Source organism: Cupriavidus sp. KK10, from assembly GCF_018223725.1.
GTDB classification, from domain to species: Bacteria; Pseudomonadota; Gammaproteobacteria; order Burkholderiales; family Burkholderiaceae; genus Cupriavidus; species Cupriavidus necator.
Window position 1 is genome coordinate 4,916,499 of record NZ_CP073677.1, and the last position, 22,852, is coordinate 4,939,350.

The 22,852-nt window shown below is 64.0% G+C and carries 21 protein-coding genes and 1 pseudogene; 12 read left to right on the forward strand and 10 right to left on the reverse strand.

Translation table 11 applies throughout. From position 1 onward, the window contains the following. Window positions 1-5 precede the first annotated feature (5 nt). The 4 genes from KB879_RS22900 to KB879_RS22915 are packed head-to-tail and all read left to right on the forward strand — an operon-like array spanning window position 6 to window position 6,350. Window positions 6-1,307: a TolC family protein gene (locus tag KB879_RS22900; protein ID WP_211979823.1), complete on the forward strand. Its 1,302-nt coding sequence runs from the start codon at window positions 6-8 to the stop codon at window positions 1,305-1,307. Further along, on the forward strand, window positions 1,304-2,848 hold the full coding sequence (locus tag KB879_RS22905) for an efflux RND transporter periplasmic adaptor subunit (protein WP_211979824.1): 1,545 nt from the start codon (window positions 1,304-1,306) through the stop codon (window positions 2,846-2,848). Before KB879_RS22900 ends, KB879_RS22905 begins: the two co-directional genes overlap by 4 nt. Beyond that, window positions 2,845-6,015, forward strand: coding sequence for an efflux RND transporter permease subunit (locus tag KB879_RS22910; protein ID WP_211979825.1), 3,171 nt, complete (start codon window positions 2,845-2,847; stop codon window positions 6,013-6,015). The genes KB879_RS22905 and KB879_RS22910 overlap by 4 nt, the downstream gene beginning before the upstream one ends. Beyond that, on the forward strand, window positions 6,012-6,350 hold the full coding sequence (locus KB879_RS22915) for a copper-binding protein (protein WP_013957068.1): 339 nt from the start codon (window positions 6,012-6,014) through the stop codon (window positions 6,348-6,350). The genes KB879_RS22910 and KB879_RS22915 overlap by 4 nt, the downstream gene beginning before the upstream one ends. Window positions 6,351-6,428: 78 nt before the next feature. Here KB879_RS22915 and KB879_RS22920 read toward each other — a convergent pair whose 3' ends face one another. After that, entirely contained in the window at window positions 6,429-7,307 is an 879-nt protein-coding gene (locus KB879_RS22920; RefSeq protein ID WP_211979826.1) for a LysR family transcriptional regulator, read from the reverse strand. A gap of 127 nt (window positions 7,308-7,434) precedes the next feature. Between KB879_RS22920 and KB879_RS22925 the strand changes: the two genes are divergently transcribed. Beyond that, window positions 7,435-8,505 (forward strand): alkene reductase, encoded by a 1,071-nt coding sequence (locus KB879_RS22925; protein WP_153954647.1) that lies wholly within the window; start codon window positions 7,435-7,437, stop codon window positions 8,503-8,505. A gap of 41 nt (window positions 8,506-8,546) precedes the next feature. After that, window positions 8,547-9,134, forward strand: coding sequence for an isochorismatase family protein (locus KB879_RS22930; RefSeq protein ID WP_013957070.1), 588 nt, complete (start codon window positions 8,547-8,549; stop codon window positions 9,132-9,134). 73 nt (window positions 9,135-9,207) lie between these two features. Here KB879_RS22930 and KB879_RS22935 read toward each other — a convergent pair whose 3' ends face one another. Next, a complete protein-coding gene (locus KB879_RS22935; protein ID WP_010810552.1) occupies window positions 9,208-9,534 on the reverse strand; it encodes a hypothetical protein in 327 nt (108 codons plus the stop codon). Between the two features lie 272 nt (window positions 9,535-9,806). On the opposite strand from KB879_RS22935, the gene KB879_RS22940 reads away from it, so the two are divergent. Further along, the gene (locus tag KB879_RS22940) at window positions 9,807-10,085 is read left to right on the forward strand and encodes a hypothetical protein (RefSeq protein WP_238552994.1); all 279 of its coding nucleotides are present in this window, start codon (window positions 9,807-9,809) and stop codon (window positions 10,083-10,085) included. Window position 10,086: 1 nt separating this feature from the next. On the opposite strand, the gene KB879_RS22945 is transcribed toward KB879_RS22940, so the two are convergent. The 3 genes from KB879_RS22945 to KB879_RS22955 all read right to left on the reverse strand — a co-directional run bounded on the left by KB879_RS22945 (window position 10,087) and on the right by KB879_RS22955 (window position 11,963). Next, window positions 10,087-10,488 carry a TraR/DksA family transcriptional regulator gene (locus tag KB879_RS22945; RefSeq protein ID WP_211979827.1) on the reverse strand — a complete coding sequence of 134 codons (402 nt, stop codon included), beginning with the start codon at window positions 10,486-10,488 and terminating at the stop codon, window positions 10,087-10,089. A 236-nt stretch (window positions 10,489-10,724) separates the two neighbouring features. Beyond that, window positions 10,725-11,057: a DUF883 family protein gene (locus KB879_RS22950; RefSeq protein ID WP_153953580.1), complete on the reverse strand. Its 333-nt coding sequence runs from the start codon at window positions 11,055-11,057 to the stop codon at window positions 10,725-10,727. A gap of 327 nt (window positions 11,058-11,384) precedes the next feature. After that, on the reverse strand, window positions 11,385-11,963 hold the full coding sequence (locus KB879_RS22955; protein WP_013957074.1) for an elongation factor P: 579 nt from the start codon (window positions 11,961-11,963) through the stop codon (window positions 11,385-11,387). A gap of 330 nt (window positions 11,964-12,293) precedes the next feature. Here KB879_RS22955 and KB879_RS22960 point away from each other — a divergent pair, with 330 nt between their 5' ends. After that, entirely contained in the window at window positions 12,294-12,731 is a 438-nt protein-coding gene (locus KB879_RS22960; RefSeq protein ID WP_211979828.1) for a universal stress protein, read from the forward strand. Window positions 12,732-12,905: 174 nt separating this feature from the next. Here the strand turns inward: KB879_RS22960 and KB879_RS22965 are convergent, their stop codons facing one another. Continuing rightward, window positions 12,906-14,486: an isocitrate lyase gene (locus KB879_RS22965; RefSeq protein ID WP_211979829.1), complete on the reverse strand. Its 1,581-nt coding sequence runs from the start codon at window positions 14,484-14,486 to the stop codon at window positions 12,906-12,908. 393 nt (window positions 14,487-14,879) lie between these two features. Next, entirely contained in the window at window positions 14,880-15,836 is a 957-nt protein-coding gene (locus KB879_RS22970) for a helix-turn-helix domain-containing protein (protein WP_211979830.1), read from the reverse strand. 261 nt (window positions 15,837-16,097) lie between these two features. Between KB879_RS22970 and KB879_RS22975 the strand changes: the two genes are divergently transcribed. From KB879_RS22975 to KB879_RS22985, 3 genes and pseudogenes are all read left to right on the forward strand, one after another. Then, window positions 16,098-16,919: an alpha/beta fold hydrolase gene (locus tag KB879_RS22975; protein WP_211979831.1), complete on the forward strand. Its 822-nt coding sequence runs from the start codon at window positions 16,098-16,100 to the stop codon at window positions 16,917-16,919. Window positions 16,920-17,150: 231 nt separating this feature from the next. Continuing rightward, window positions 17,151-17,591: pseudogene (locus KB879_RS22980) on the forward strand (cysteine hydrolase). Window positions 17,592-17,655: 64 nt separating this feature from the next. Beyond that, window positions 17,656-18,351 carry a dienelactone hydrolase family protein gene (locus KB879_RS22985; RefSeq protein WP_211982277.1) on the forward strand — a complete coding sequence of 232 codons (696 nt, stop codon included), beginning with the start codon at window positions 17,656-17,658 and terminating at the stop codon, window positions 18,349-18,351. A 333-nt stretch (window positions 18,352-18,684) separates the two neighbouring features. Here KB879_RS22985 and KB879_RS22990 read toward each other — a convergent pair whose 3' ends face one another. Next, the gene (locus KB879_RS22990; protein ID WP_013957083.1) at window positions 18,685-18,930 is read right to left on the reverse strand and encodes a DUF1484 family protein; all 246 of its coding nucleotides are present in this window, start codon (window positions 18,928-18,930) and stop codon (window positions 18,685-18,687) included. A gap of 454 nt (window positions 18,931-19,384) precedes the next feature. Between KB879_RS22990 and KB879_RS22995 the strand changes: the two genes are divergently transcribed. After that, window positions 19,385-20,335 carry a LysR family transcriptional regulator gene (locus KB879_RS22995; RefSeq protein WP_211979832.1) on the forward strand — a complete coding sequence of 317 codons (951 nt, stop codon included), beginning with the start codon at window positions 19,385-19,387 and terminating at the stop codon, window positions 20,333-20,335. Here the strand turns inward: KB879_RS22995 and KB879_RS23000 are convergent. Together KB879_RS23000 and KB879_RS23005 are read right to left on the reverse strand one after the other, a co-directional pair. Continuing rightward, the gene (locus tag KB879_RS23000; RefSeq protein ID WP_211979833.1) at window positions 20,332-21,834 is read right to left on the reverse strand and encodes a M20/M25/M40 family metallo-hydrolase; all 1,503 of its coding nucleotides are present in this window, start codon (window positions 21,832-21,834) and stop codon (window positions 20,332-20,334) included. The genes KB879_RS22995 and KB879_RS23000 overlap by 4 nt on opposite strands. A 4-nt stretch (window positions 21,835-21,838) precedes the next feature. After that, window positions 21,839-22,831, reverse strand: a complete 993-nt coding sequence (locus KB879_RS23005; RefSeq protein ID WP_211979834.1) for a tripartite tricarboxylate transporter substrate binding protein — start codon at window positions 22,829-22,831, stop codon at window positions 21,839-21,841. Window positions 22,832-22,852: the final 21 nt, after the last annotated feature.

The window sequence follows — 22,852 nt, forward strand, 5'->3', positions numbered from 1 at the left end:
GCTTTATGCTTTATCTACGTCACCTGACCGTGGCGCTGCTCAGCGCGCCCGCAGTGGGCCTGGCTGCGCCGCAAGGCGCGCCCGGGCAATCCGCCCCTTCCCTCTCCCTTGAGGAAGCCGTCGCGATCGCAAGCGCCCATGCCGGCGACGCTGAATCGTCGCGCAGCGCCGTGGAGGCCGCCGGGCAAATGGCGGTAGCCGCCGGCCGCCTGCCGGATCCCGTGCTCAAGCTCGGCGTCAACAACGTGCCCGTCAACGGCTCGGACGCGTTCTCGCTGAGCCGGGATTCCATGACCATGCGCTCGATCTCAGTGATGCAGGAATTCACGCGTGCGGACAAGCGCCGCGCCAGGGCCGCGCGCTTCGAAGCCGAAGCCGCCGCTGCCGACGCGCAGCGTGCGGTGGGGCTGGCAGGCGTGCAGCGCAATGCGGTCAATGCCTGGCTCGACCGGTGGTATGCGGAGCAGGCCGGCGTGCTGCTCGGCCATCACAGCCATCCACTTGAACTGGCACTGCAGGCCGCCACCGCGGCCTACCGCAGCGGGCGCGGCTCGCGTGCGGACGTACTGGCGATGGAGCTGGAAATCCAGAAGCTGCACGACCGCGAGGACGAGAACCGCGCCGCGCTGGCGACCGCCACGCTGAACCTGGAGCGCTGGGTCGGCGCCGCTGCAGGGCGCCCGCTGTCGGATCGGCCACCGCTTGAAGTGCCGCCAGGCGCCCGGCAACTCGCCAGGGGCGAGTTCGAGGCCGTGCCCGAACTGTCGGCTGCGCAGCGCGACGTGGCACTGGCCGAATCGGAGATCCAGGTAGCAACGGAAGCCCGCAAGCCGGACGTGACGGTCGAGCTGATGTACAGCCAGCGCGGCTCGGCCTACTCGAACATGGGCTCGCTCAATGTCAGCTTCCCATTACCGTGGGACCGGGGCAACCGCCAGGACCGCGAAATCAGTGCGCGGCTGGCGCAGGCCAATGACGCGCGGGCCAGGCTGGAAATGGTCCGGCGCAATACCCAGGCCATGGTCGGCGCCAGGCTGGCCGAGCTGCAGCGCAACCTTGACCGGCTGCGGCGCTACGACGACAAGACCTTGCCGCTCGCCCGGGCACAGGCGGATGCGGCACTGACGGCCTACCGCGCCAACACGGGCACCTTGGTGGCGGTCGCCGAAGCCAACCATCGCGCCATCGACACCGCCATGGATCGCCTGCTGCTTGAGGCAAAGACCGCAAAGCTGTGGGCGGACCTGAACTACCTGGTGCCGTTGCCTACCGTCCAGACCGAAGCCGCAGCGAAGGAGGCAAAATGAAGAAGCACGCCATTGCAGCAGCCGCCGGGCTGGTCGTCGCCTGCATCGCCCTCTACGGCGCTTACCACTTCGGGTTCACGCGCGGCACGCAAACTGCGCAACCGTCGGGCACGCCTGGCGCGGAATCCACCGTACTCAAGGCCGGCGACATCGATCCCAAGACCGGCAGGAAAATCCTGTACTGGCACGATCCCATGGTGCCGGGCCAGCGCTTCGACAAGCCGGGCAAGTCGCCCTTCATGGAGATGCAACTGGTGCCGGTCTACGCGGACGGCGATGGCGGTGGCAGCGGTGTCACCGTCGACAGCCATGTCGCACAAAACCTTGGCATTCGCACCGCCGAGGCAAAGCCTGGACGGCTGACCGCGATGCTGCAGGTGCCAGGCAATGTCGCCATCGACGAACGCAGCGTGCAGATCATCCAGGCGCGCACCAACGCCTTTGTGCAGCACGTCGCGGTCCGGGCGACCCTTGACCCGGTCCGGCGTGGCCAGGCGCTGGTCACCCTGTACTCGCCCGACTGGGTCGCGGCGCAAGAGGAATACCTGGCCGTGTCGCGCATGGCAGGAAGTGAACACCTGGGCGACCTGCGCGGCGCGGCGCGGGCTCGCATGCTGCAGGCGGGCATGACGCCGGGCCAGGTCAGTGCGGTCGAGAGATCCGGAAAATTGCAGTCCGGTATTGCCATCGCCAGCCCGGTCGATGGCCTCGTGACCGAGGTGGCGGTGCGCGAGGGCATGACCGTGTCGCCGGGCATGACGCTGTTCCGCCTGGCTGATCTCAGCCAGGTCTGGGTGATTGCCGAGGTACCAGAGGGCCAGGCCGGCACTATCCGGGCCGGCGCGGCTGCGACGGTACTGCAGGGCGGCACGGCCGGCCCCCTTGCCGGCAAGATCGACGCCATCCTTCCCGACGTCAACCCGGCGACCCGCACCGTCAAGGCCCGCATCGACCTGCCCAACCCCGGCAGGCGCCTGCTGCCGGGCATGTTTGTCAGGGTCAGCTTCGACAGTGGCGCACAGCAGGAGGCGTTGCTGATCCCGTCGGAGTCGGTCATCCGCACCGGTCAGCGCAATATCGTCATGGTCGATGCCGGCCAGGCAGGGTTCGTTGCCACCGATATCAAGACCGGCCGCGAGGCCGATGGCATGGTCGAGGTGCTGGACGGACTGGCGCCGGGGCAGAAAGTGGTCACGTCCGGCCAGTTCCTGATCGACTCGGAAGCCAGCCTGCGCGGCAGCGCGGAACGGATGACGGCCACACCAGCAGCGTCTGCACCTGCCGCGCCGGCCGCAGAGCATGAGGGCACCGGCCGCATCGAAGCCGTGAACGGCAGCGAGAGCCTGACCATCTCGCACGGCCCGATCCCGTCGGCACAGTGGGGCGCGATGACCATGGACTTCGCCGCACCGCCAACTGGCCTGCCCAAGGGACTGAAGCCTGGCGACCGCATCCGCTTCCGCTTCCACCTGGACCGCGATGGTGCGGCCACGCTGTCGTCGGTCGAGCCCGCCGGCACCGCCCAGGGAGCCAGGCCATGATCGCGCGCCTTATCCTGGCCTCGATCCGCCACCGCTTCCTGGTCCTGCTGGCCACGGTGATGCTGACCGCATGGGGCCTGTGGGCGGTGCGGAGCACGCCGCTCGACGCCCTGCCCGACCTGTCCGATGTACAGGTGATCATCCGCACGCCCTTCCCCGGCCAGGCGCCGCAGATCGTCGAGAACCAGGTCACGTATCCGCTGACCACCACCATGCTGTCGGTACCCGGCGCCAGAACGGTACGGGGTTACTCCTTCTTCGGCGATTCGTTCGTCTATGTGCTGTTCGAGGATGGCACCGACCTGTACTGGGCGCGCTCGCGGGTGCTGGAATACCTGAACCAGGTGCAGTCCCGCCTGCCCGCCGCGGCCAGGCCGGCGCTGGGGCCGGATGCCACCGGCGTCGGCTGGATCTACGAGTACGCGCTGGTGGACAAGACCGGCCAGCATGACCTTGGCCAGTTGCGTGCACTGCAGGACTGGTTCCTGCGCTTCGAACTGAAATCGCTGCCCAATGTGGCCGAGGTCGCTTCGCTGGGCGGCATGGTGAAGCAGTACCAGGTGGTGCTGATGCCGGACCGGATGCGCGCCTACAACCTGTCGCAGGGCAAGGTGCTGGCGGCGCTCAAGGGCGCCAACCAGGAGGCCGGCGGGTCGGTGCTGGAAATGGGCGAGGCAGAGTATATGGTCCGCGCCAGCGGCTACCTGAAGACGCTCGACGATTTCCGGCAGATCCCGCTGGTGACCAGCGATGCCGGCATTCCGGTGCGGCTGGGCGATGTCGCCGTCGTTCAGCTTGGCCCGGAGATGCGGCGCGGCATCGCCGAACTTGACGGCCTGGGCGAGGTGGCCGGCGGCGTCATCGTGATGCGCTCAGGCAAGAACGCGCTGGAAACCATCGAGGCGGTCAAGGCGAAGCTCGCCACGCTGCAGAAGAGCCTGCCTGCCGGCGTGCAGATCGTCACCACCTACGACCGCTCCACGCTGATCAAGCGCGCGGTGGAAAACCTGACGCACAAGCTGGTCGAAGAGTTCGCCGTGGTCGCGCTGGTGTGCCTGCTGTTCCTGTTCCACCTGCGTTCCGCGCTGGTGGCTATCGTCTCGCTGCCGCTGGGCGTGCTGGCCGCCTTCCTGGTGATGCGCTACCAGGGCATCAATGCCAACATCATGTCGCTGGGCGGCATTGCCATTGCCATCGGCGCCATGGTCGATGCCGCGGTCGTGATGATCGAGAACGCGCACAAGCAACTGGAGCACTGGCATACGGACCATCCCGGCCGGGCGCTGACAGGGGACGAGCGCTGGGGCGTGATCGGCCGGGCCGCCACCGAGGTCGGGCCGGCGCTGTTCTTCTCGCTGCTGATCATCACGCTGTCGTTTATCCCGGTCTTTACGCTGGAGGCGCAGGAGGGCCGGCTGTTCTCGCCGCTGGCCTTTACCAAGACCTATTCCATGGCCGCGGCGGCGGGCCTGTCGGTGACGCTGGTGCCGGTGCTGATGGGCTACCTGATCCGCGGCAGGATTCCTTCGGAGCAGTCCAACCCCTTGAACCGATGGCTGATCCGCGCCTATCGGCCGGTGCTTGCACGGGTGCTGGCCTACCCGAAGACCACCCTCGCGATCGCCGCGGTGCTGCTGGCCGCGACAGCGTGGCCGATGATGCGTACCGGCGCCGAGTTCATGCCGCCGCTTGACGAGGGCGACCTGCTCTATATGCCGTCGGCCTTGCCGGGCCTTTCCGCCGGCAAGGCGGCGCAGCTGCTGCAACAGACCGACCGCCTGATCAGGACCGTGCCCGAGGTGGCGACCGTGTTCGGCAAGGCCGGCCGCGCCGATACCGCGACCGATCCGGCGCCCCTCGAGATGTTCGAGACCACCATCCAGTTCAAGCCGCGCGACCAGTGGCGTGCCGGCATGACCCCCGACAAGCTGGTGGAAGAACTCGATCGCGTAGTCACGGTGCCGGGACTGTCCAACATCTGGGTGCCGCCGATCCGCAACCGCATCGACATGCTTGCCACCGGGATCAAGAGCCCGGTCGGCATCAAGGTGGCGGGCGCGGACCTGAAGGAAATCGATCGCCTGGCGACGCGCATCGAGGAAACCGTCAGGACAGTGCCGGGGGTGACATCGGCGCTGGCCGAGCGGCTGACCGGCGGGCGCTATGTCGATATCGATATCGACCGCGTGGCGGCCGGCCGCTACGGGCTGAACATCGCGGATGTGCAGAGCGTGGTGTCGTCCGCCATCGGCGGCGACAATGTGGGCGAGGTCGTCGACGGGCTGGCGCGCTTCCCGATCAACGTCCGCTACCCGCGCGATTACCGCGACTCCGTGGAGAAACTGCGCAGCCTGCCCATCGTCACTGACAAGGGCCAGCATATCGTGCTGTCCGACGTGGCGCGCATCCAGGTGGTGCAGGGAGCCCCGATGCTGCGCAGCGAAAACGCGCGACTGTCGGGCTGGGTGTATGTCGACATCCGCGGGCGTGACCTGCGCTCGGCTGTCCGGGACATGCAGGCCGCCGTCGCGAAAGCGGTGCCGATGCCGGCTGGCTATTCCCTAAGCTGGTCGGGGCAGTTCGAATACCTGGAGCGGGCCGCCGCAAAGCTGAAGGTGGTGGTGCCGTTCACGCTGCTGATCATCTTCGTGCTGCTGTACCTGGTGTTCGGCCGCCTCGATGAAGCCCTGCTCATCATGGGCACGCTGCCGCTGGCGCTGATCGGCGGCTTCTGGCTGCTTTACCTGCTGGGCTACAACCTGTCGGTTGCCGGCGTGGTCGGCTTCATCGCGCTGGCGGGCGTGGCGGCGGAATTCGGCGTGATCATGCTGCTCTACCTGAAGCAGGCATGGACCGCGCGCGCGAACCAGGGCGATGCCAGCCCGTCCGCGCTGCTTGAAGCCATCCAGGAAGGCGCGGTGCTGCGCGTACGCCCCAAGGCAATGACCGTCGCCGTCATCCTTGCCGGCCTGGTGCCGATCATGTGGTCGCATGGCACCGGCTCCGAGGTCATGCAGCGCATTGCCGCGCCGATGGTGGGCGGCATGCTCACCGCGCCATTGCTTTCGCTCTTCGTGGTGCCGGCGGTGTATTTGCTGATGCGCCGGCGCCAGACCAGACCTCAACCTGTTTCCGTCCACCCATCACTGCAAAAGGAACCCCAATGAAATCCATCAAGACGCTCGCCCTCGCCCTTGCCTTGACCATCACGCCGGGCGCATTCGCAGCGGGCTCGATGGACGGCATGAACATGAAGCCGTCCGCACCCTCGCAACAGGTGCCACAGCCCGTGGCGGCCGAAATCAGGAAGATCGATGTGCAGGCCGGCAAGGTCACGCTCAAGCACGGACCGATCGCCAACCTGGGCATGGGCCCGATGACCATGGCGTTCCCCGTCAGGGATCGCGCATCGCTGAAGGAATTCAAGGAGGGCGAGGCGGTATCCGTGACATTCGACAACGTTGATGGCAAACCTACGGTCGTGGAAATGCGGCGCAAGTGAGGTTGACCGTCACCGAAGGTGGTTGCGCGCTAGATGCACAATCACTGCGGCTCCCCAAGCGACCGACATTTGCCGAGCTCACGCTTTGGTGCCCAAGCGCTCCTTCAGGAACTCGATAAAGCGCTGTGTCTTTGCCGGCAGCAAGCGTGTCTCGGTCAGGGCATAGACCGGCGTCGGCCTGGTCTGCCAGTCAGGCAATATCCGGCGCAGGCGGCCGGCCGCCACATCCTCTGCCGCGACCTCCTCGGCCAGCAATATCACGCCCAGGTCCAGCGTTGCCAGGCGTCGGAACATGCCAACGCTATTGACGTAGAACCTTCCCCCCACCTCCACCTCGACGGTCTCCTCACCGCGATGCAGCGCCCACTTGCCTGCCTTGGGAAAACCGATGCACTGATGCCGTACCAGGTCCGTGGGATGGGTCGGCTCGCCAGCGCGTTCCAGGTAGCCCGGTGAGGCATAGACCTGCACCGAAAGGCGCGCAAGCAGGCGGGCGATCAGGTTCGAGTCCGTCAGCTCGCCCATGCGGATGGCCACATCGAAGGGCTCGGCCACCAGGTCGACACGGCGGGGCGTGAGGTCGAAATCAAAGGTGATGTCCGGGTAGCGGGCAGCGAACTCCGCAATCAGGGGCGCCATGTAGATCATGGCGAAGTCGACCGGCAGCGACGCGCGCAGCACGCCGCTCGGCTGCGCCAGCATCTCCCCCAGTTGCTCGTGTGCAATCCGCGCTTCGTCGACGATGCGCTTGCAGCGCTCGTAGTAGATCTGCCCAGCCTCGGTCAGCTCGACCTTGCGCGTCGTGCGATGCAGCAGCCGCAGGCCGATGGCCTTCTCCAGCGCGCTGATCCGCCTGGACAGTGTGGAGTTCGGCACACCGGTGGCAGCGGCCGCGCCACGAAAGCTCCGCGTCTGGGCGACCTCCACAAACAAGGCCATGTCATTGAGCAGTTCCATCTGGATTGCGCCATTTTTGGATCAATGATTGCCAATCTATCATCTTTATCTCGTCAATGAATTAATCGAGCATACGTCCATGGGCTTCCCTTCGCCGCCTTCGCCCCAACCCGTACAGGAATTGACCATGAGCCAACTGTTCACCCCCGTCCACATCGGCCGCCACATCGCGCCGAACCGCCTCGTCATGGCGCCGATGACCCGCTCCCGCGCCGACGCCGACGGCGTCCCCGGCGACATGACCGTCACCTACTACGCCCAGCGCGCCAGCGCCGGCCTGATCATCACCGAAGGCGTGTTTCCGTCCGCCATGGGCAAGGGCTACGTGAATACGCCCGGTATCGAAACCGAGGCCCAGGTTGCCGGCTGGAAAAAGGTGACTGAAGCCGTGCACGCCCGCGGCGGCCGTATTTTCATGCAGCTGATGCATTGCGGCCGGATCTCGCATCCGTCGCTGCTTGATGGCGCAACGCCCGTGGCACCGTCGGCCATCAAGCCCGAGGGACAGGCGTGGACGCCTGCCGGCCAAGTCGACTTCGTCACGCCCCGCGAACTCAGCCTGGCCGAGATCGCCGGCGTCATTGACGAATATCGCCAGGCCACCCGCCGCGCCATCGACGCGGGCTTCGACGGCGTCGAACTGCATGCGGCCTCCGGCTACCTGCCCGAGCAGTTCCTTTCGTCTGGCAGCAACCACCGGCAAGACCAATACGGCGGCTCGGTCGAAGGCCGCGCTCGCTTTGTGCTGGAAGTGCTGGCCGCGATGGTGGCCGAGGTCGGCGCCGACCGGGTCGGCATCAAGATCTCGCCGGAGATGAACTACAACAGCATCACCGATGCCACGCCCCAGGAGACCTACACCTACCTCGTCGACAAGCTTCGCGGCCAGGGCCTGGCCTATCTGCATGTCGCGCTGTTCGGTGCCACGGTCGACTACCACACCCTGCTGCGCCCGCGCTTCGACGGCACCTACCTGATTGGAGGCGGGTTGACGCAGGACAGCGCCGCAGCCCTGCTGGCCGATGGCAAGGCCGACGCCACCGTCTTCGGCAGCGCCTTCCTCGCGAATCCCGACCTGCCGGAGCGCTTCCGCCAGGGCGCCGCGCTCAACGCGCCGGACCGCAACATGTTCTTTGCGCCGCCGACGGCCCAGGGATACATCGACTATCCGGCGCTGGCTGAAGCCGAAGCGGCTTGAAGCAAGGGGCGTTTGCCCCATTCACCATCAAGGAATGCATCATGAAGTTCGAACGATTCACTGCAGACACCGCCGCCCTGCTCCTGATCGACCATCAGGTAGGCACCATGGGCTGGGTGAAGTCCATTCCCTTTGACGAAATGAAGCGCAACGCGCTGATGGTGGCCAAGACCGCGGCCATCCTGAAAGTCCCTGTCGTGATGACCTCCAGCATGGAGGAGTACGCCCAGGGACCGCTGATCAGCGAGCTGGCGGACATTTTTCCGGCTGAGTTCGCTGCGCGCATCAAGCGCGTTGGTGTTGTGAATGCCATGGACGATGAGAACTTCGCGGCGGCGGTGAAGGCTACCGGACGCAGGAAATTGATCATCGCTGGCGTGACCAATGACGTGTGCACGGTGTATCCGGCGTTGAGCCTGGTGTCGCAAGGTTATGAAGTGCAAGTCGTCGCGGATGCCGGCGGATCGCCGAGCAAGATGGCTGACGATATTGCCTTGCGGCGCATGGAGAAGAATGGTGTCACGCTGACCAGCACCAACCAGTTGATTGCGGAACTGGCCGGGAGTTGGGCTACGCCCGAAGGCAGCCGCATTGTGCAGGAGGTGATAATGGGGGCTTTGCAGGGCTGATGGGGGGCGCCTATGTGGGCTGGGGGCAGGATGCAATCAGCCCCGGCTGGTTGGACCGGGGCTGTCAGATTAGTTAGTGCAGTTGGCGCTTCAGGTCAGCAAGTTCCGAATGCATCGAACTGACTGCATCCTTGACCTTTGCATCGAGACTGCCGGCCTGCTGGCAAGCGCGGTCTGCACGATCACCGATCCGTTCGAGATCATCGACCCACTGCCGGATCCGATCCTCATCCTTGGAAGACACGACCTTCGATGCCGATTTGCACTCCTTGTCGAGCTCATCCACCCAGTTCATCAAGTCTTGTGGAATCCCCGTATCGGCATGACAAGTCCGTGATGTCTCGCTGATGGTTTGCTGCAGATGACTAAAACGTTGCTGCATTTCACTGGCTTGCAACATGATGCCCCCTTCGTGAACACCAATCCACATGAGTTCAGGCAGCAGATGATTGTGTGTTGCCTGTGCCATTGTCATTCGCCCGCATCAGTTGGCTGCCGATGAAGCTCCATTGCGCAGCCTCGAAGCGCGCGAAGGGCACTTTTTCAGTCTAGGTCAAATTCAACCGCACGCTCCGATGTGATCCCCGAGGTTCCGCGGCATTACTAGGCATTAGCCGCGCCTCGCTATATCTTGAACTCAAGACAGTCCGGCGCTCGGGCTGAGCTACGGACATGCGTAAATTGCCGGAGGCTGAAATGTTGGAAAGAAAGCGGTCTTACAAGGGATTCCACGTTGCCCTGTTCGTGCCGGAGGTGATTGAGCCAGGCAAGCCAGGCGGGCGAGTCCAGATCTCCACGCGCAATGAGGACATGGGCATCCGCTTTACGCCGGACTGGCCCCACCCGCCCGCAACGCTGCAGGAGGCAGAGGACTGGCTTTTCGCCTACGCCGCCGGGATCATCGATTGTGAACTGGCTGGCGGCTTCGGCATTGATCTCAGGAACGAGTAAGTCAGTTCGGCGACGAAAGATCTGCGGAAGCCGGTCGGCGCGTCTCCTGCGCCTGGCGGGGATGGCTGTGTTCGTGGAGATTCTGGCATGCCGTGCAGCGCATGGCGGTCGGGTACGCCTGCATGGCCTGCTGGCAGTCAATACAGACGCCATACTGGCCACTCCTCATCCGTGACCGGGCTGCTTCAATGTCGGCCAGTTGCATGCGATAGTGTTTCAGCATCGCGTCGCCCTGGCGCTGCACAGTCTTTTCGTCCGCCATTTCACCATCATCAAGCTGTTCACGTTGTGTTGGCGCCACGACAGGCGAATCCGCGGTTCCGGCGACGGCACGGATGCGCAACTCCTCAGCGTCCATTTGGGCCACCAACTTCGCCAATTCTTCCTTTGTCAGCCCTTCCATGACTGGCCTCCTGGATGAGCATCCTGCGGGTCGCACGTAAGCAGACCCTCCAGCGTAGCGCGCCTGGGCAATCGCACTTGGCGGGCACAGTTGCTGTATTGCCGCTCAGATGTGTTGCCACTCAGATCGAGGCTCCCGCAAGGCGCCGTAGCCATTTGCCGGCATGGCAAAAAACCACGTGTCCCTTGCGGGACCGGCACGTGTCACAGCCGTGCCGGCGCCGCAGTCACGAATGCCTAACGGTGGCTGGCAGCCAGCGCGACGATAGCGCCTGTCGTTGCCGCGATGGCGGCCACGGTACCCATGCTTTGCCATGGATGCTCATGAACGTAGCGATCAGTCGTTGTCGCCCACTCGGAGACTTTGGCGCGACCTTCTTCGCGCAACGTAACGATGCGCTCCTGCAGCGCGCGCTGCCGGGCCTTGAGTGCATGGCGCTCAAGGCTGGTCCCTACGCCGGTTTCGGCTTTGACATCATGAAGAAGTGCCTGAACGTCGGCCATCAGCGTATCGACGTCGCGGGCCAATGCGTCCTTGCGCATAGAGAAATCGGATTGGATGTCGTTCATCTTGCCCTCCTGTTAGCGAAATCATCGCGGTGCGTCGCGCAGCACGATTGGCACTGTGTCAAATATAGGATTGGGTTGACCGCCCGGCATGACAAACAGCAAGCCACGACGAAGCGGCGCGGAAGGGGGCAAGAGGACCGTGGCACTCCTGAGCGACGACGATGGTCATGCGTCACGCATGGCATGCCCATACTTGCATAGGATGCATACACGAGGCGCAAAGTGAAGGACAGGTGCCGGATACGGTACTGCCGACGCTGCCGGCCCCGTCCCGGCGGGACTGTACGCGGCGCCGCGCATGCAGGGAGCGATGGCGCGGCACTGGCGTCACGACTTTCGCGTCCCTCGCCTTATCCGCTCCAAATATTTTCCTGAAGCGACCTCGATTCGCACCGTGTCCCCTTCCTTGACGAACTGAGGAACGAGAACTTCCATGCCGTTATCCAGCGTGGCAGTCTTGAAGGTAGAGGTTTCATGCTCGTGCAGGCCCGGCGGCGTGGACATGATGGTTACCTCGACGGCAGCGGGGAATGCGATGGTGACTGGCTCGCCCTCATAAAGCTGCACCGGGATTCGCATATTGGGGCGAAGAAATTTCTGGTATGCGCCCATGGTTTCCGCAGGAAAACTGATCTGTTCGAAGGTGTCGGGATTCATGAAGAAAAAGGCGTCACCATCGGTGTACAGATATTCCATCTCCTGGTGATCAAGCGCGACCTCTTCGAGCTTGTTGCTCGGGTGCAACCGCAACTCCTTGATGTGACCAGTCTTAAGGCTCTTGAACTTGGCGAAAACTGCGCTCCCCTGTTGGCCGCCGCCGGCGTGGTACCCGGCGCTGGTAACGCTATGAAGTTCACCTTCAAGCATGATGACCATGCCCGACTTCAGTTCGGAAGCTTCGACCATTGGTGTCTCCGCCTGGGCGGCAAGATTTCGCCTTCAGCCTAGCACCGCAGCGCCCCTTCAACAAAGGGCCGGCGGCGACAGCGGTACGCTGAACGAGAAACTCGACGGCGCCGACCGCATTGGGAAGATTGCGCACCTGCGACAGCGGGATGTTGCAGCGCCGAATGCACAAGGCTGATAGGGGGCCAGACCGCCACGGGTCGCCCTGCCCCTGATCAGGGAATCGAGAAGCGCGTCACACCAGAGCAGGAATGATTGTCATACCATCAAGTTCGTAGAGCGTGCCAGCGGGCCGAGGCGGATGGTCCCGCCGGCCACAAGGAGGCCAACATGTTTCAGCATATCCTGGTACCCACCGATGGATCGGCACTCTCCGACGCTGCCGCGCGCATGGCGGTGAAACTCGCCAAGGCATTTGAGGCGAGGATCACTGGATTGCACGTCATCCCGGAATTCCATGTCCTCACGCATCGGGCTGACATGCTGGAAGATGCCCAGGAGCGCTACGCACAACTTGCCGAAATGCATGCGGAGCGATACCTGGCGGTGGTCGCACAAGCGGCAAAGGAAGGGGAGGTGGCATGCGAGACGCTCAGCGTTACCCACAACCACCCCTATGAGGCGATCATCCTGACCGGGGAGGAACGTAACTGTGACCTCATTGTCATGGCGTCGCATGGCCGAGCCGGCCTGCAGGGGCTGCTGATCGGCAGCGAAACCCAGAAGGTCCTGACGCATTGCCGGATCCCGATCTTCGTGTTTCGCTAATCAATACTGCAGACCAACCGCACGCGGCGCAGTGGCGAGCGTCAACCCGACTCGGCCCCTTGACCTGAGCCTTGGCACAAGAAAATGTTTGATGAGAACCCCGCGAGCTATCTCGCCGGACCAAAAAAACGCCAACCCGTATGGGTTGGCGTTTTGCTTGGGGTATTACCGGTATCAGAACTGGTTCATGGTGTTGTCTTTACCCGCCGCTTTCAGGGCCGCTTCGCCGCTGAAATACTCCTTGTGGTCGTCGCCGATGTCCGAGCCGGACATGTTCTGGTGCTTCACGCAGGCGATGCCCTGGCGGATTTCCTTGCGCTGCACGCCAGCCACATAACCCAGCATGCCCTGGTCGCCGAAGTATTCCTTGGCCAGGTTGTCGGTCGACAGTGCGGCGGTGTGGTAGGTCGGCAGCGTAATCAGGTGGTGGAAGATTCCTGCTTCGCGCGACGCGTCGGCCTGGAAGGTCCGGATCTTTTCGTCGGCGAGCTTCGCCAGTTCGGTCTGGTCGTATTCAACGCTCATCAGCTGGGCGCGGTCATATGCCGACACATCCTTGCCCGCGGCTTTCAGCGCGTCATACGCCTGCTGGCGGAAGTTCAGGGTCCAGTTGAATGACGGGCTGTTGTTGTACACCAGCTTGGCGTTCGGGATGACCTTGCGAATCTCGCTGACCATGCCGCCGATCTGGGCGATATGCGGTTTTTCGGTTTCGATCCAGAGCAGGTCAGCGCCGTTTTGCAGTGCGGTGACGCAATCCAGTACGCAGCGCGCTTCGCCCGTGCCGGCGCGGAACTGGAACAGGTTGCTAGGCAGGCGCTTGGGACGCAGCAGCTTGCCGTCGCGCTTGATGATGACGTCACCATTACCCAGTGCGTCGGCCGACAATTCTTCGCAATCGAGGAAGGAATTGTATTGGTCGCCCAGGTCGCCCGGCGTGTGGGTCACGGCGATCTGCTTGGTCAGGCCGGCACCCAGCGAGTCGGTACGGGCCACGATGATGCCGTCGTCCACGCCCAGTTCCAGGAAGGCGTAGCGGATGGCGCGGATCTTGGCCAGGAAGTCCTCATGCGGCACGGTGACCTTGCCATCCTGGTGGCCGCACTGCTTCTCGTCGGACACCTGGTTTTCGATCTGAATGCAGCATGCGCCCGCTTCGATGAACTGCTTGGCCAGCAGGTACGTTGCTTCGGCGTTGCCAAAACCCGCGTCGATGTCCGCGATGATGGGCACGACGTGGGTGACGTGGTTGTCGATCTTCGCCTGGATGGCGGCCTTGGCAGGGCCTTGGGCAGCGTCCAGCTCGCGGAACAGGCCGCCCAGTTCACGGGCGTCAGCCTGGCGCAGGAAGGTGTACAGCTCGCGGATCAGCGCGCTGACGGAGGTTTTTTCGTGCATCGACTGGTCCGGCAGCGGGCCGAACTCGGAGCGCAGCGCAGCCACCATCCAGCCGGACAGGTAAAGGTAGCGGCGCTCGGTGCTGTTGAAGTGCTTCTTGATGGAGATCATCTTCTGCTGGCCGATGAAGCCGTGCCAGCAGCCCAGCGACTGGGTGTACTTCGACGAGTCGGCATCGTAGGCGGCCATGTCGGCGCGCATGATCTTGGCGGTGTATTTGGCGATGTCCAGGCCCGTTTTGAACTTGTTCTGGGCACGCATGCGGGCGGCATACTCGGGATTGATGGCATTCCACGCGCTGCCGTGGTTCTCTTTCAAACCAGCAACTGCCTTGATGTCGTCTTGATACTGGGCCATGGGAATTTCCTAAGAAGAAATTGAGAAAAAAGTTGAGTGTGCTGGCGGATGTCGAGGCAAGCAGCGTGGGTTCATTGTAGGGCGTTCTTGATGCGTGGCGGCAAAGTCTTATATAAGACATAAGAGTTGATTTTCCCTTATTTTTCAATGAGATAGATTGCAAATTTCGCAATGTGGAACACTTTTTCAGAGAACGAAAAATAGCGCCGGGGGAAACACGGCGTAAATTCCACAATGTGAAACGCGCTTTCAGCTGTCGGAGGCAGGGGCGAGCACGGACGGTTGGTTTGCATCTGTCGGCATGCGCGCTACCATCGCGATCCGGCCATCCAGTGGTTACGCACGCAGGTCTTCTAGCCGTTCTTCAAGTAGGTGCCCAGGCCGGGCATCGGCCTAGTGCGGCGCCTGCATGCCGAGATGCGACGCGCGCAGCGTCTGGCTGGGCAGTACGCCGAACAGCCGGCGGTACTGCATGGCGAACCGGCCGATGTCCCAGACCCCGAAGCGCATGCAGATGCTCGTGACCGTCTCGCCTGCTTTGGCATGCAACAGCGCCTGGCGCGCGCGGTGCAAGCGGTGGAGCACCAGATACCGGTGGGGGCTGATGCCGACGTACCGGTTGAACACGTTGCGAATGGTACGTTCCGAGGCACTGGTGGCCGCGCATAGGTCTTCAAGCAGGATGGGCGTGTGCCGCGCCGCTGCCAGGAAATCCATGGCCTGGCTCAGGATGCGACGGTGATTCTGGTGCCTGGCAGTGTCGGTACTGCGCGCTGCCAGCGGCAGCAGGGTGTTGAACGCGTGCCGGAGGAGTTCGCTGCGCGCGGTCTGCTCGCCAGCCGGGTGATGCAACTGGGTAGACTGGCAATCATCGATGAAGAGCAGGCGCCGGGTCAGCGCAAGCAAGGCGCCCAGGCTTGGACCGCCGGTCAAGACAAGATTGCGGGCGAGACATGACAAGTCGGCACTGTCGGCATGTGCCGCCATCCACCGGCAGACGAGCTCGCATGACATGGAGATTGTCATCCAGCTTGCCGGGCGGCTGGCATCTATATGGAACATGCGGTCCGGCGCCATCCAGCCGATTGCGTGGCGGTCGAACCGGCGCCCGTCAACCACCGTGCATTCATGTCCGCTCAGCGGCAGGAACAGGTTGAAGCATCCCGGCATGCCTGCGCCACTGTAGATCGTCGCGGCGCCTTCCTGTCCGGCCATCAAGGCAACGCCATTCAGTTCGAGCACACGCAGGCGCCAGTCCCGTCGCTGCGCCGAGCGCAGCATGTACCGGCCGTTTACGCCATACAGTGACGCTTCGAATTCATCGAACTCCGCATAGCTGGCCTTGGTCATCGTCACCCTCTTGCGCTCAAGTGGATTGGAGTGCCCTGCGGCGGGATGGCTGACACCTGGCGAAGGCTCGGCAAGGCGCCATCCGATTTGCCGATTTTACGTAGCGACTGGCCAGAGTCCAGGAGAATAATTCCGTCACCGCGATGGTTGCCGACCGTGAAGCAGGCTGCCATGTCGACAGCGCACAGGCTGGCGACGATCGCACACATCGGGTCCTCGAGCCGCCGCGGGCTTTCCAATCCCCTTCAGACGGAGCAAGCCATGGGAACGATTACAACCAGGGACGGGACCGAGATCTACCTCAAGGACTGGGGCGCGGGGCAACCAATCGTCTTTCATCACGGCTGGCCCCTGACCGCCGACGACTGGGATGCCCAGCTTCACTTCTTCCTGGCCAGGGGGTTCCGGGTCATTGCGCACGATCGCCGCGGCCACGGCCGCTCCACGCAGACCGCCATCGGCAATGAGATGGACACCTACGCCGCCGACGTAGCCGCGCTCGTTGGGCACCTCGATCTGAAGGACGCTGTCCATGTCGGCCACTCGACTGGCGGCGGCGAAGTGGCGCGCTATGTCGCGAAGCATGGCGCCGGGCGCGTGGCCAAGGCGGTCCTGATCGGTGCCGTACCGCCGATCATGGTCAAGACGGACGCCAATCCGGGGGGCTTGCCGGTGGAGGTGTTTGACGGCTTCCGCGAGCGGGTAGCGATCGACCGCGCCCAGTTCTACAAGGAAGTGCCGGTGCCCTTCTATGGCTACAACCGCGACGGCGCGAAGGTCTCGGAAGGCGTGAAGGACAACTGGTGGCGACAGGGCATGATGGGCGGGGTCAAGGCCCAATACGATTGCATCAAGGCGTTCTCGGAAACTGACTTCACCGAAGACCTGAAGGCCATCGACGTGCCGGTGCTAGTCATGCACGGCGACGACGACCAGATCGTGCCCATCGGGGCCTCGGCCCTGTTGAGCGCGGAGCTGCTGCGCAACGGCACCCTGAAGGTCTACAAGGGCCTGGCGCATGGCATGTGCACGACCCATCCGGATCTCATCAACAACGATCTGCTGGCGTTCGTGCAACGCTGACCAGTGTCGCAGAGGCACGATTGCCAGTGCCGGGGAGGACGATCATGACAGGACCCGCCTACACCAGCGAGTCCACCGGGCTTCTGCTGGTGGATCCGTACAACGCTTTCCTGCGCGAAGGCGGCAAGCTGAACGGCCTGGCCAAGCAGGTGGTCGGACAAACTCGGGACGCTGGCAAATCTGCGTGCGGTGACCAGCGCGGCGCGTTAGCGCGGCATACAGGTATTCTACGTGCCGCACCATCGCGCCCGCCCGGACGAGCATCTCGGCTGGCAGCGCGCCAGCCCCTACCAGCTCGGTCCCAGCCGCGCGCAGGTCTTTGCCGAAGGCACCTGGGGCGGGGACTGGCATCCTGATTTCCGCCCCATGGCCGGCAACGTGATTGTCCATGAGCACTGGGGCGGCAGCGGCTTCGCCAACACGGACCTGGATTTCCAGCTCAAGCAGCACGACATCCGGCAGGTCATCCTGATGGGCTAGCTGGCAAACACCTGCATCGAAGCCATGGGGCGGTTCGCGGCGGAACTTGGCTACCATGTGACCCTGGTGCGGAACGCGACCGCGGCATTCTCGCCGGAAGCCTTGCATGCCGCGCATGAGATCAACGGGCCCACGTTCGCGCATGCCATCCTGACCACCGCCGAATTGCTCGCCGCGCTGGGCGCGCGCTGACGGGGAATTGCGCTACATTGATGGCTGCCCGCATGGGCAAAACCCCCGCATAACAGGAGGCATCATGGGCGAGTACACATCGATCGACGTTCCGGACGGCAACTTCCGGGCCTACCTTGCCAGGCCGACATCAGCGGCAAGCGGCAAGGCCATAGTGGTGATCCAGGAGATCTTCGGCATCAACGACGACATGCGCGCCATTTGCGATCATTTCGCGCAACACGGTTTCACCGCCATCTGCCCGGATCTCTACTGGCGCCAGGAGCCGAACGTCGAACTCACCGACAAGAGCGATGCGGAATGGCAGAAGGCCCTGGCGCTCTACCAGGCCTTCGATGTCGATGCGGGCGTGGGCGACCTGGATGCGACCATCCAGTTCACGCGGCGGCTGGACGGCGTTACCGGCGGCGTGGGCACGGTCGGCTACTGCCTTGGCGGACTGCTGGCATTCCTGACCGCAGTCCGCACCAACGCCGAAGCGGCTGTCTCCTACTACGGCGTCGGCATCGACAAGCATCTCGGCGAGGCCGCGACGTTCACCACGCCGCTGCTGATGCATATCGCCGAGGAAGATGAATTCGTGCCGCCGGAAGCGCGGGCGCGGATCGTCGCGGTGCTGTCGGACAAGCCCAATGTCGAGATACACACGTATCCCGGCTGCATGCACGCCTTCGCGCGAAACCAGGGCGTCCACTATGTCGCCGACGCCGCCAAACGGGCCAATGCCCAGACGCTTTCGTTCTTCCAGGCAATGCCATAGCCTGCGCCGCAACCACGCTACGTCCGGCGGGACCGGGGACGGCGCCGTTGAACCCAATGCTCCCTTGGATCGTCAAGTCAGCTTCGCCGGATGAGGCTTGCGTGAATGGATCAAAAACGCAACGCCGTAGCCAGGCGGCTCAATGAACGTCCGCGCAAGACACTAGACTTCGATACACCGGCGGAACGATTTCATCAATCTGTTGCATCGACCGGTTGATTCCACAGCCGGAGTCGGTCAGCCGCTTTGCAAACAGACCCACTGTTGTTCGCGAATAGCCAGAGGGAAAGACCGCCGCCTAAGCTGCGGCCTTCCATCCGGCCAGAGCATTTCTCATCCACCGGCAACATCAGAACCCAACTCACTCGTCCGGAGAAGCTCCTCCGCAGTCTGATCAAGCTGCGCTTTGAGCATCGCCACCAGACAATGCACGCCGTGGCACACCTCTGACCGTTCGCTTTCAACTTCCAGCAGGGACAGGACGCAGCCCAGGCCGGCGCTGACGCGTCCAAGCGAGTACAGGCAGTCTGGAATGGCGGCCAGGATGATGTCTTGTTTCGAAGCGGTTTGGTCTTGCATTGCGAGCTCCTAGGGAAGGTTGGAGGACCCGCCTGATGCACTCAGTTGGAGGGTGGCGGGTCTGACAGCGGGGGTAGCAATACCGGCAATCCAAGGGAGCCCGGCCAGCCTTTCGGCTGCCCCGCCCGGCCCGCCGTTGAAAGAGAGCCAGCACATGCGCGGAGACGAGGCCGTATGAAACGGCGATCCCTTGGAGCTGTTCAGGTTGCTACGCCCGGTCGCCGTTGTTTCGGCGACGGGTCTAGTGTTGCCGTCCCTTGTGTCTGTGGCGATAAGAGGATTCGCAATCGTCCCGATGGTTCTTCGTCAGCACTAGACATCGGCACGCGTACTTCATGCTGTACGATGGCCATTGAACTGGCATCCGCCATAGTGTCTACACCGCTGTTGCAAGAGGCGCGCTTCAGCGGCGAACAGGACATACTCGTCGCCTGTCCGACGTGACAGCAGCCCATTGCTGAACGCGACACAGGACTTTGCTTACCGCCCCCTCGACATGGACATCTCCACGCGCGACCTACGCGCCTTCCTGGCCTTGATCGAAGCGCGCAACTTCACGCGCGCCGCCAGTGTGTTGGCGCTCTCGCAGCCGGCCTTCAGCGCCCTGATCGCGGCCCTGGAAAACCACGTAGGTGCGAAGCTGTTCGACCGCTCCACGCGTACCATCACGCTGACACCGGAAGGCAAGCTCTTTGCCGAACACGCGGCCCGGCTGCTGGCTGAGATCAACGATGCGGTCGGCAGCGTGCGCGACCATGCTTCGCTCAAGCGCGGCCGGACCACGGTTGCCGTGATACCGAGCCTTGCCGGCGGCTGGTTTCCGGACATCCTGCAGTCATTCGCGCGCCTGCACCCGAACGTCAGCGTGCTGCTGCGAGACGAGTTCTCGCACGAAGCGATCGCCGCCGCGCGCGACGGCGACGCGGACTTCGCCATCGCGACACCGGCAGAGCCCATGATGCCCGGCATGCGGCTCGCTCATTTCCACGCGGACCGTTTCTCGGTGATCTGCCCCAAGGGACATCCCCTCGCCACGCGCCGCACGCTCAAGCCAAGGGACCTGTTGCCCTATCCCTTCATTGCCGCACCGCGCGGCAGCGTCGCCATGGCGCGGCTTGTCGCCAGGATCGCGCCTGCGCGGCTGAATGTCGTGCACGAAGTCGAGCACCTGCACACGATGCTGGGCATGGTGCGTGCTGGCGTGGGCATCAGCGTCGCTCCCAACCTGGCGCTGCAGGCACTCGCGCTGCGTGATCAGGTTGCGATTCCGCTAGACCGCAGCCTGACGCGGGACATCTACCTGGTCACGCGCGAGCCGCCCAATTTCTCTGCCGCGGCGGCGGCGCTGTTCGACTTCATCCAGGATCATCCGCCCGACACGGCGCCGCGCACGCGTAAGTGCTAGAACGGATGGGTCAGCAATCGGCGCAGCGTGCGGATGCCGTCGATGTAGTTGCCCAGACGCAGGTTCTCGTCGTGGCTGTGCTGGTTGTTGTCAGCGTTGACCAGCGGCAGCAGCACGCACGGGACGCCGAGTTCGCGCACCGCAATTCCGGTGGGAACCGAGCCGCCCATCATGCGGATGCACACCGGCGCTTCGCCATGCGCCGCGACCAGTGCTCCTTCCACCCAGCGGCACACGGGCTCGTCGGCCGGGGTACGCACCGCATGGGCCATACCGTTGAAGCGTGGCTGCACCAGGCGCGCCAGTTTTGGGTACCGTCGGCGATCATCCTCGGTGGGCTCGCCCTCGATCAGGTGGAAGCCCTGCGCCAGGACGTGCGCGCGCAGCAGCCCGAACAGCCGTTCCGGGTCTGTCTCCGGCACGGTGCGGACATCGAATGTTGCCGTGGCTTGCGCGGGAATGATCGTGCGCGCCGCTGCGCCGACCTGAGCGGCAGCGATGCCCACCACGTTGAGCGTCGGGTACTGCAGCGCTTCTTGGTATGTCCCGCCCACGCGCTCCGGCTGCGCAATGCCGGCACGCGCGCGCAAGACACCGTCGTCGTCCGGCACGCTTTCGAGCTGGCGGCGGTAGTCGTCGGTCAACGCAATGCCGTCGTAGAACCCGTCCACCCGCACCTTGCCATCGTCGTCTTTCATCGACGCCAGCAACATTGCCAGGCGGAACACAGGGTTCGCCGCGTAGTTGCCGAACTGGCCGCTATGCAGGTCGCGGCGGGGGCCAAATACGGTCAGCGTGGTCATGAACGCGCCGCGATTGCCGAGGATCATGGTGGGGCGATTGCTGGCGTGCATCGAGCCGTCGAGCACCAGCATCGCGTCAGCCTTCAGGGCCTCGCGGTTGGCCGACACCACCGTCCCGAGGTTGGGCGCGCCGATCTCCTCTTCGCTGTCGAGCAGCACCTTGAGATGCACCGACGTGCCGCGCGCCTCTTCGGCCAGGCTGTCCAACGCAGCCAGCAGCATCATGATGGGCCCCTTGTCATCCGCCACCGCGCGCGCCACGAGCCGCGCATCGCGATCGATCTCGTCGCCGACAAGCGCATCGGAAGGATCGATGTATGCGACATCCGGCATCGACCAAGAGGGGCGCAGCGTTGGCTGCCACGGGCTGGGCTGGCTCCATGGCTGGTTGGCCACGGGCTGCGCATCCATATGCATGTAGCAGAGGATGGTTGGCGCTGCCGGATCCGGGCAGCGGCGCCCGGCCAGCAGCATGGGACGTTCGCCGTTTGATAGCGACGTCACCGCGAAGCCGCGGCGCGCGAATGCCTGCGACAGCCAGTCGGCCGTCTTGCATACGTCCGCGGCATCGGCTGTCACATTCGGCAGCCTCAGGAGCGCGAGAAACTCGCGCCAGCTCGCGCGCGCGGCCTGTACGGCGCGCACATCTTCAGTCGCATAGTCCGGCGCGGCGCGCATAGTGGATTGAGCCGGCATCGCGTCACTCCATGCGGATGTTTGCATCCCGCGCCAACTGGCGGAACTGCGTGATCTCTGCGCGCGTCCTGCGCCGGAACTCCTCCGCGCCGCCAGACAGCGTTTCCAGGCCCTGCTTGGCCAGGACTTCGCGATACTCTGCGTCCTGCACGATCGCACGCAACTCCGCCTGCAGCCGATCTACGATCGGCGCCGGGGTGCCCTTGGGCGCGACCAGCCCATACCAGAACGAGGCTCCGCCACTGGCGACGCCCACCTCGGCGAATGTCGGCACGTTGGGTAGCAATGGTGAACGCGTGGCCGAACTAATCGCCAGCGGACGCAGCTTGCCGGCATTGATATTCCCCTGCACGACCGCCACCGGATCGATACTCAGGTCGATCTGCCCGCCGATGACATCGGTTAAGACCTGCGCGCTGCCCTTGTACGGCACCGCCGTCATGTCCGCCTTGATGCTGCGGGCGATCATCGCGCCCACCAGGTGGGGTGCGGAGCCGGGACCGAAGGTGCCGTAGGTCACGCCAGCGCCTCCGGCATTGGCCTGCCTGGCGATATCGGCGAAGCTATGGATCTTGCCAGCGGCGCGCGTCGATACCACCACGGCGGTCTGCGCCACTATGCCGATCGGCGTCCAGGTCGTGTCGGGATTCAGCGGCAGGTCCTGCCGCAGCGCCGGCAGCACGGAGAAAGTGGTCGAACCCGAATACAGCAACGTCAGCCCATCCCGCGCAGCCTTGGCGACGAATTCGCTGCCAATCGCCGTCACCGCACCGGCACGGTTTTCGACGATCACGGGTTGGCCCAGGCGAGCCTGGAGCTTGGAGGCCAGCGCTCGCGCCGCGATGTCGGTCGTACCGCCCGCACCGAACGGTACGACGATCCTGACCGGACGCTGGGGATAAGGGTCGGCATCAGAGGCGATGGCGGCAAGCGGGACGCCTGACAGAGAGATCAGAAGCGCAACGCCAAGGCGTCGACGCAGGGGGGCAACAAGCATGACGGGAACTCGTGGGGGGGA

Coding starts and splice junctions, on each gene's coding strand:
- KB879_RS22900 (WP_211979823.1), top strand. CDS start 6: ATGCTTTATCTACGTCACCTGACCGTGGCGCTGCTCAGCGCGCCCGCA.
- KB879_RS22905 (WP_211979824.1), top strand. CDS start 1,304: ATGAAGAAGCACGCCATTGCAGCAGCCGCCGGGCTGGTCGTCGCCTGC.
- KB879_RS22910 (WP_211979825.1), top strand. CDS start 2,845: ATGATCGCGCGCCTTATCCTGGCCTCGATCCGCCACCGCTTCCTGGTC.
- KB879_RS22915 (WP_013957068.1), top strand. CDS start 6,012: ATGAAATCCATCAAGACGCTCGCCCTCGCCCTTGCCTTGACCATCACG.
- KB879_RS22920 (WP_211979826.1), bottom strand. CDS start 7,307: ATGGAACTGCTCAATGACATGGCCTTGTTTGTGGAGGTCGCCCAGACG.
- KB879_RS22925 (WP_153954647.1), top strand. CDS start 7,435: ATGAGCCAACTGTTCACCCCCGTCCACATCGGCCGCCACATCGCGCCG.
- KB879_RS22930 (WP_013957070.1), top strand. CDS start 8,547: ATGAAGTTCGAACGATTCACTGCAGACACCGCCGCCCTGCTCCTGATC.
- KB879_RS22935 (WP_010810552.1), bottom strand. CDS start 9,534: ATGTTGCAAGCCAGTGAAATGCAGCAACGTTTTAGTCATCTGCAGCAA.
- KB879_RS22940 (WP_238552994.1), top strand. CDS start 9,807: ATGCGTAAATTGCCGGAGGCTGAAATGTTGGAAAGAAAGCGGTCTTAC.
- KB879_RS22945 (WP_211979827.1), bottom strand. CDS start 10,488: ATGGAAGGGCTGACAAAGGAAGAATTGGCGAAGTTGGTGGCCCAAATG.
- KB879_RS22950 (WP_153953580.1), bottom strand. CDS start 11,057: ATGAACGACATCCAATCCGATTTCTCTATGCGCAAGGACGCATTGGCC.
- KB879_RS22955 (WP_013957074.1), bottom strand. CDS start 11,963: ATGGTCGAAGCTTCCGAACTGAAGTCGGGCATGGTCATCATGCTTGAA.
- KB879_RS22960 (WP_211979828.1), top strand. CDS start 12,294: ATGTTTCAGCATATCCTGGTACCCACCGATGGATCGGCACTCTCCGAC.
- KB879_RS22965 (WP_211979829.1), bottom strand. CDS start 14,486: ATGGCCCAGTATCAAGACGACATCAAGGCAGTTGCTGGTTTGAAAGAG.
- KB879_RS22970 (WP_211979830.1), bottom strand. CDS start 15,836: ATGACCAAGGCCAGCTATGCGGAGTTCGATGAATTCGAAGCGTCACTG.
- KB879_RS22975 (WP_211979831.1), top strand. CDS start 16,098: ATGGGAACGATTACAACCAGGGACGGGACCGAGATCTACCTCAAGGAC.
- KB879_RS22985 (WP_211982277.1), top strand. CDS start 17,656: ATGGGCGAGTACACATCGATCGACGTTCCGGACGGCAACTTCCGGGCC.
- KB879_RS22990 (WP_013957083.1), bottom strand. CDS start 18,930: ATGCAAGACCAAACCGCTTCGAAACAAGACATCATCCTGGCCGCCATT.
- KB879_RS23000 (WP_211979833.1), bottom strand. CDS start 21,834: ATGCCGGCTCAATCCACTATGCGCGCCGCGCCGGACTATGCGACTGAA.
- KB879_RS23005 (WP_211979834.1), bottom strand. CDS start 22,831: ATGCTTGTTGCCCCCCTGCGTCGACGCCTTGGCGTTGCGCTTCTGATC.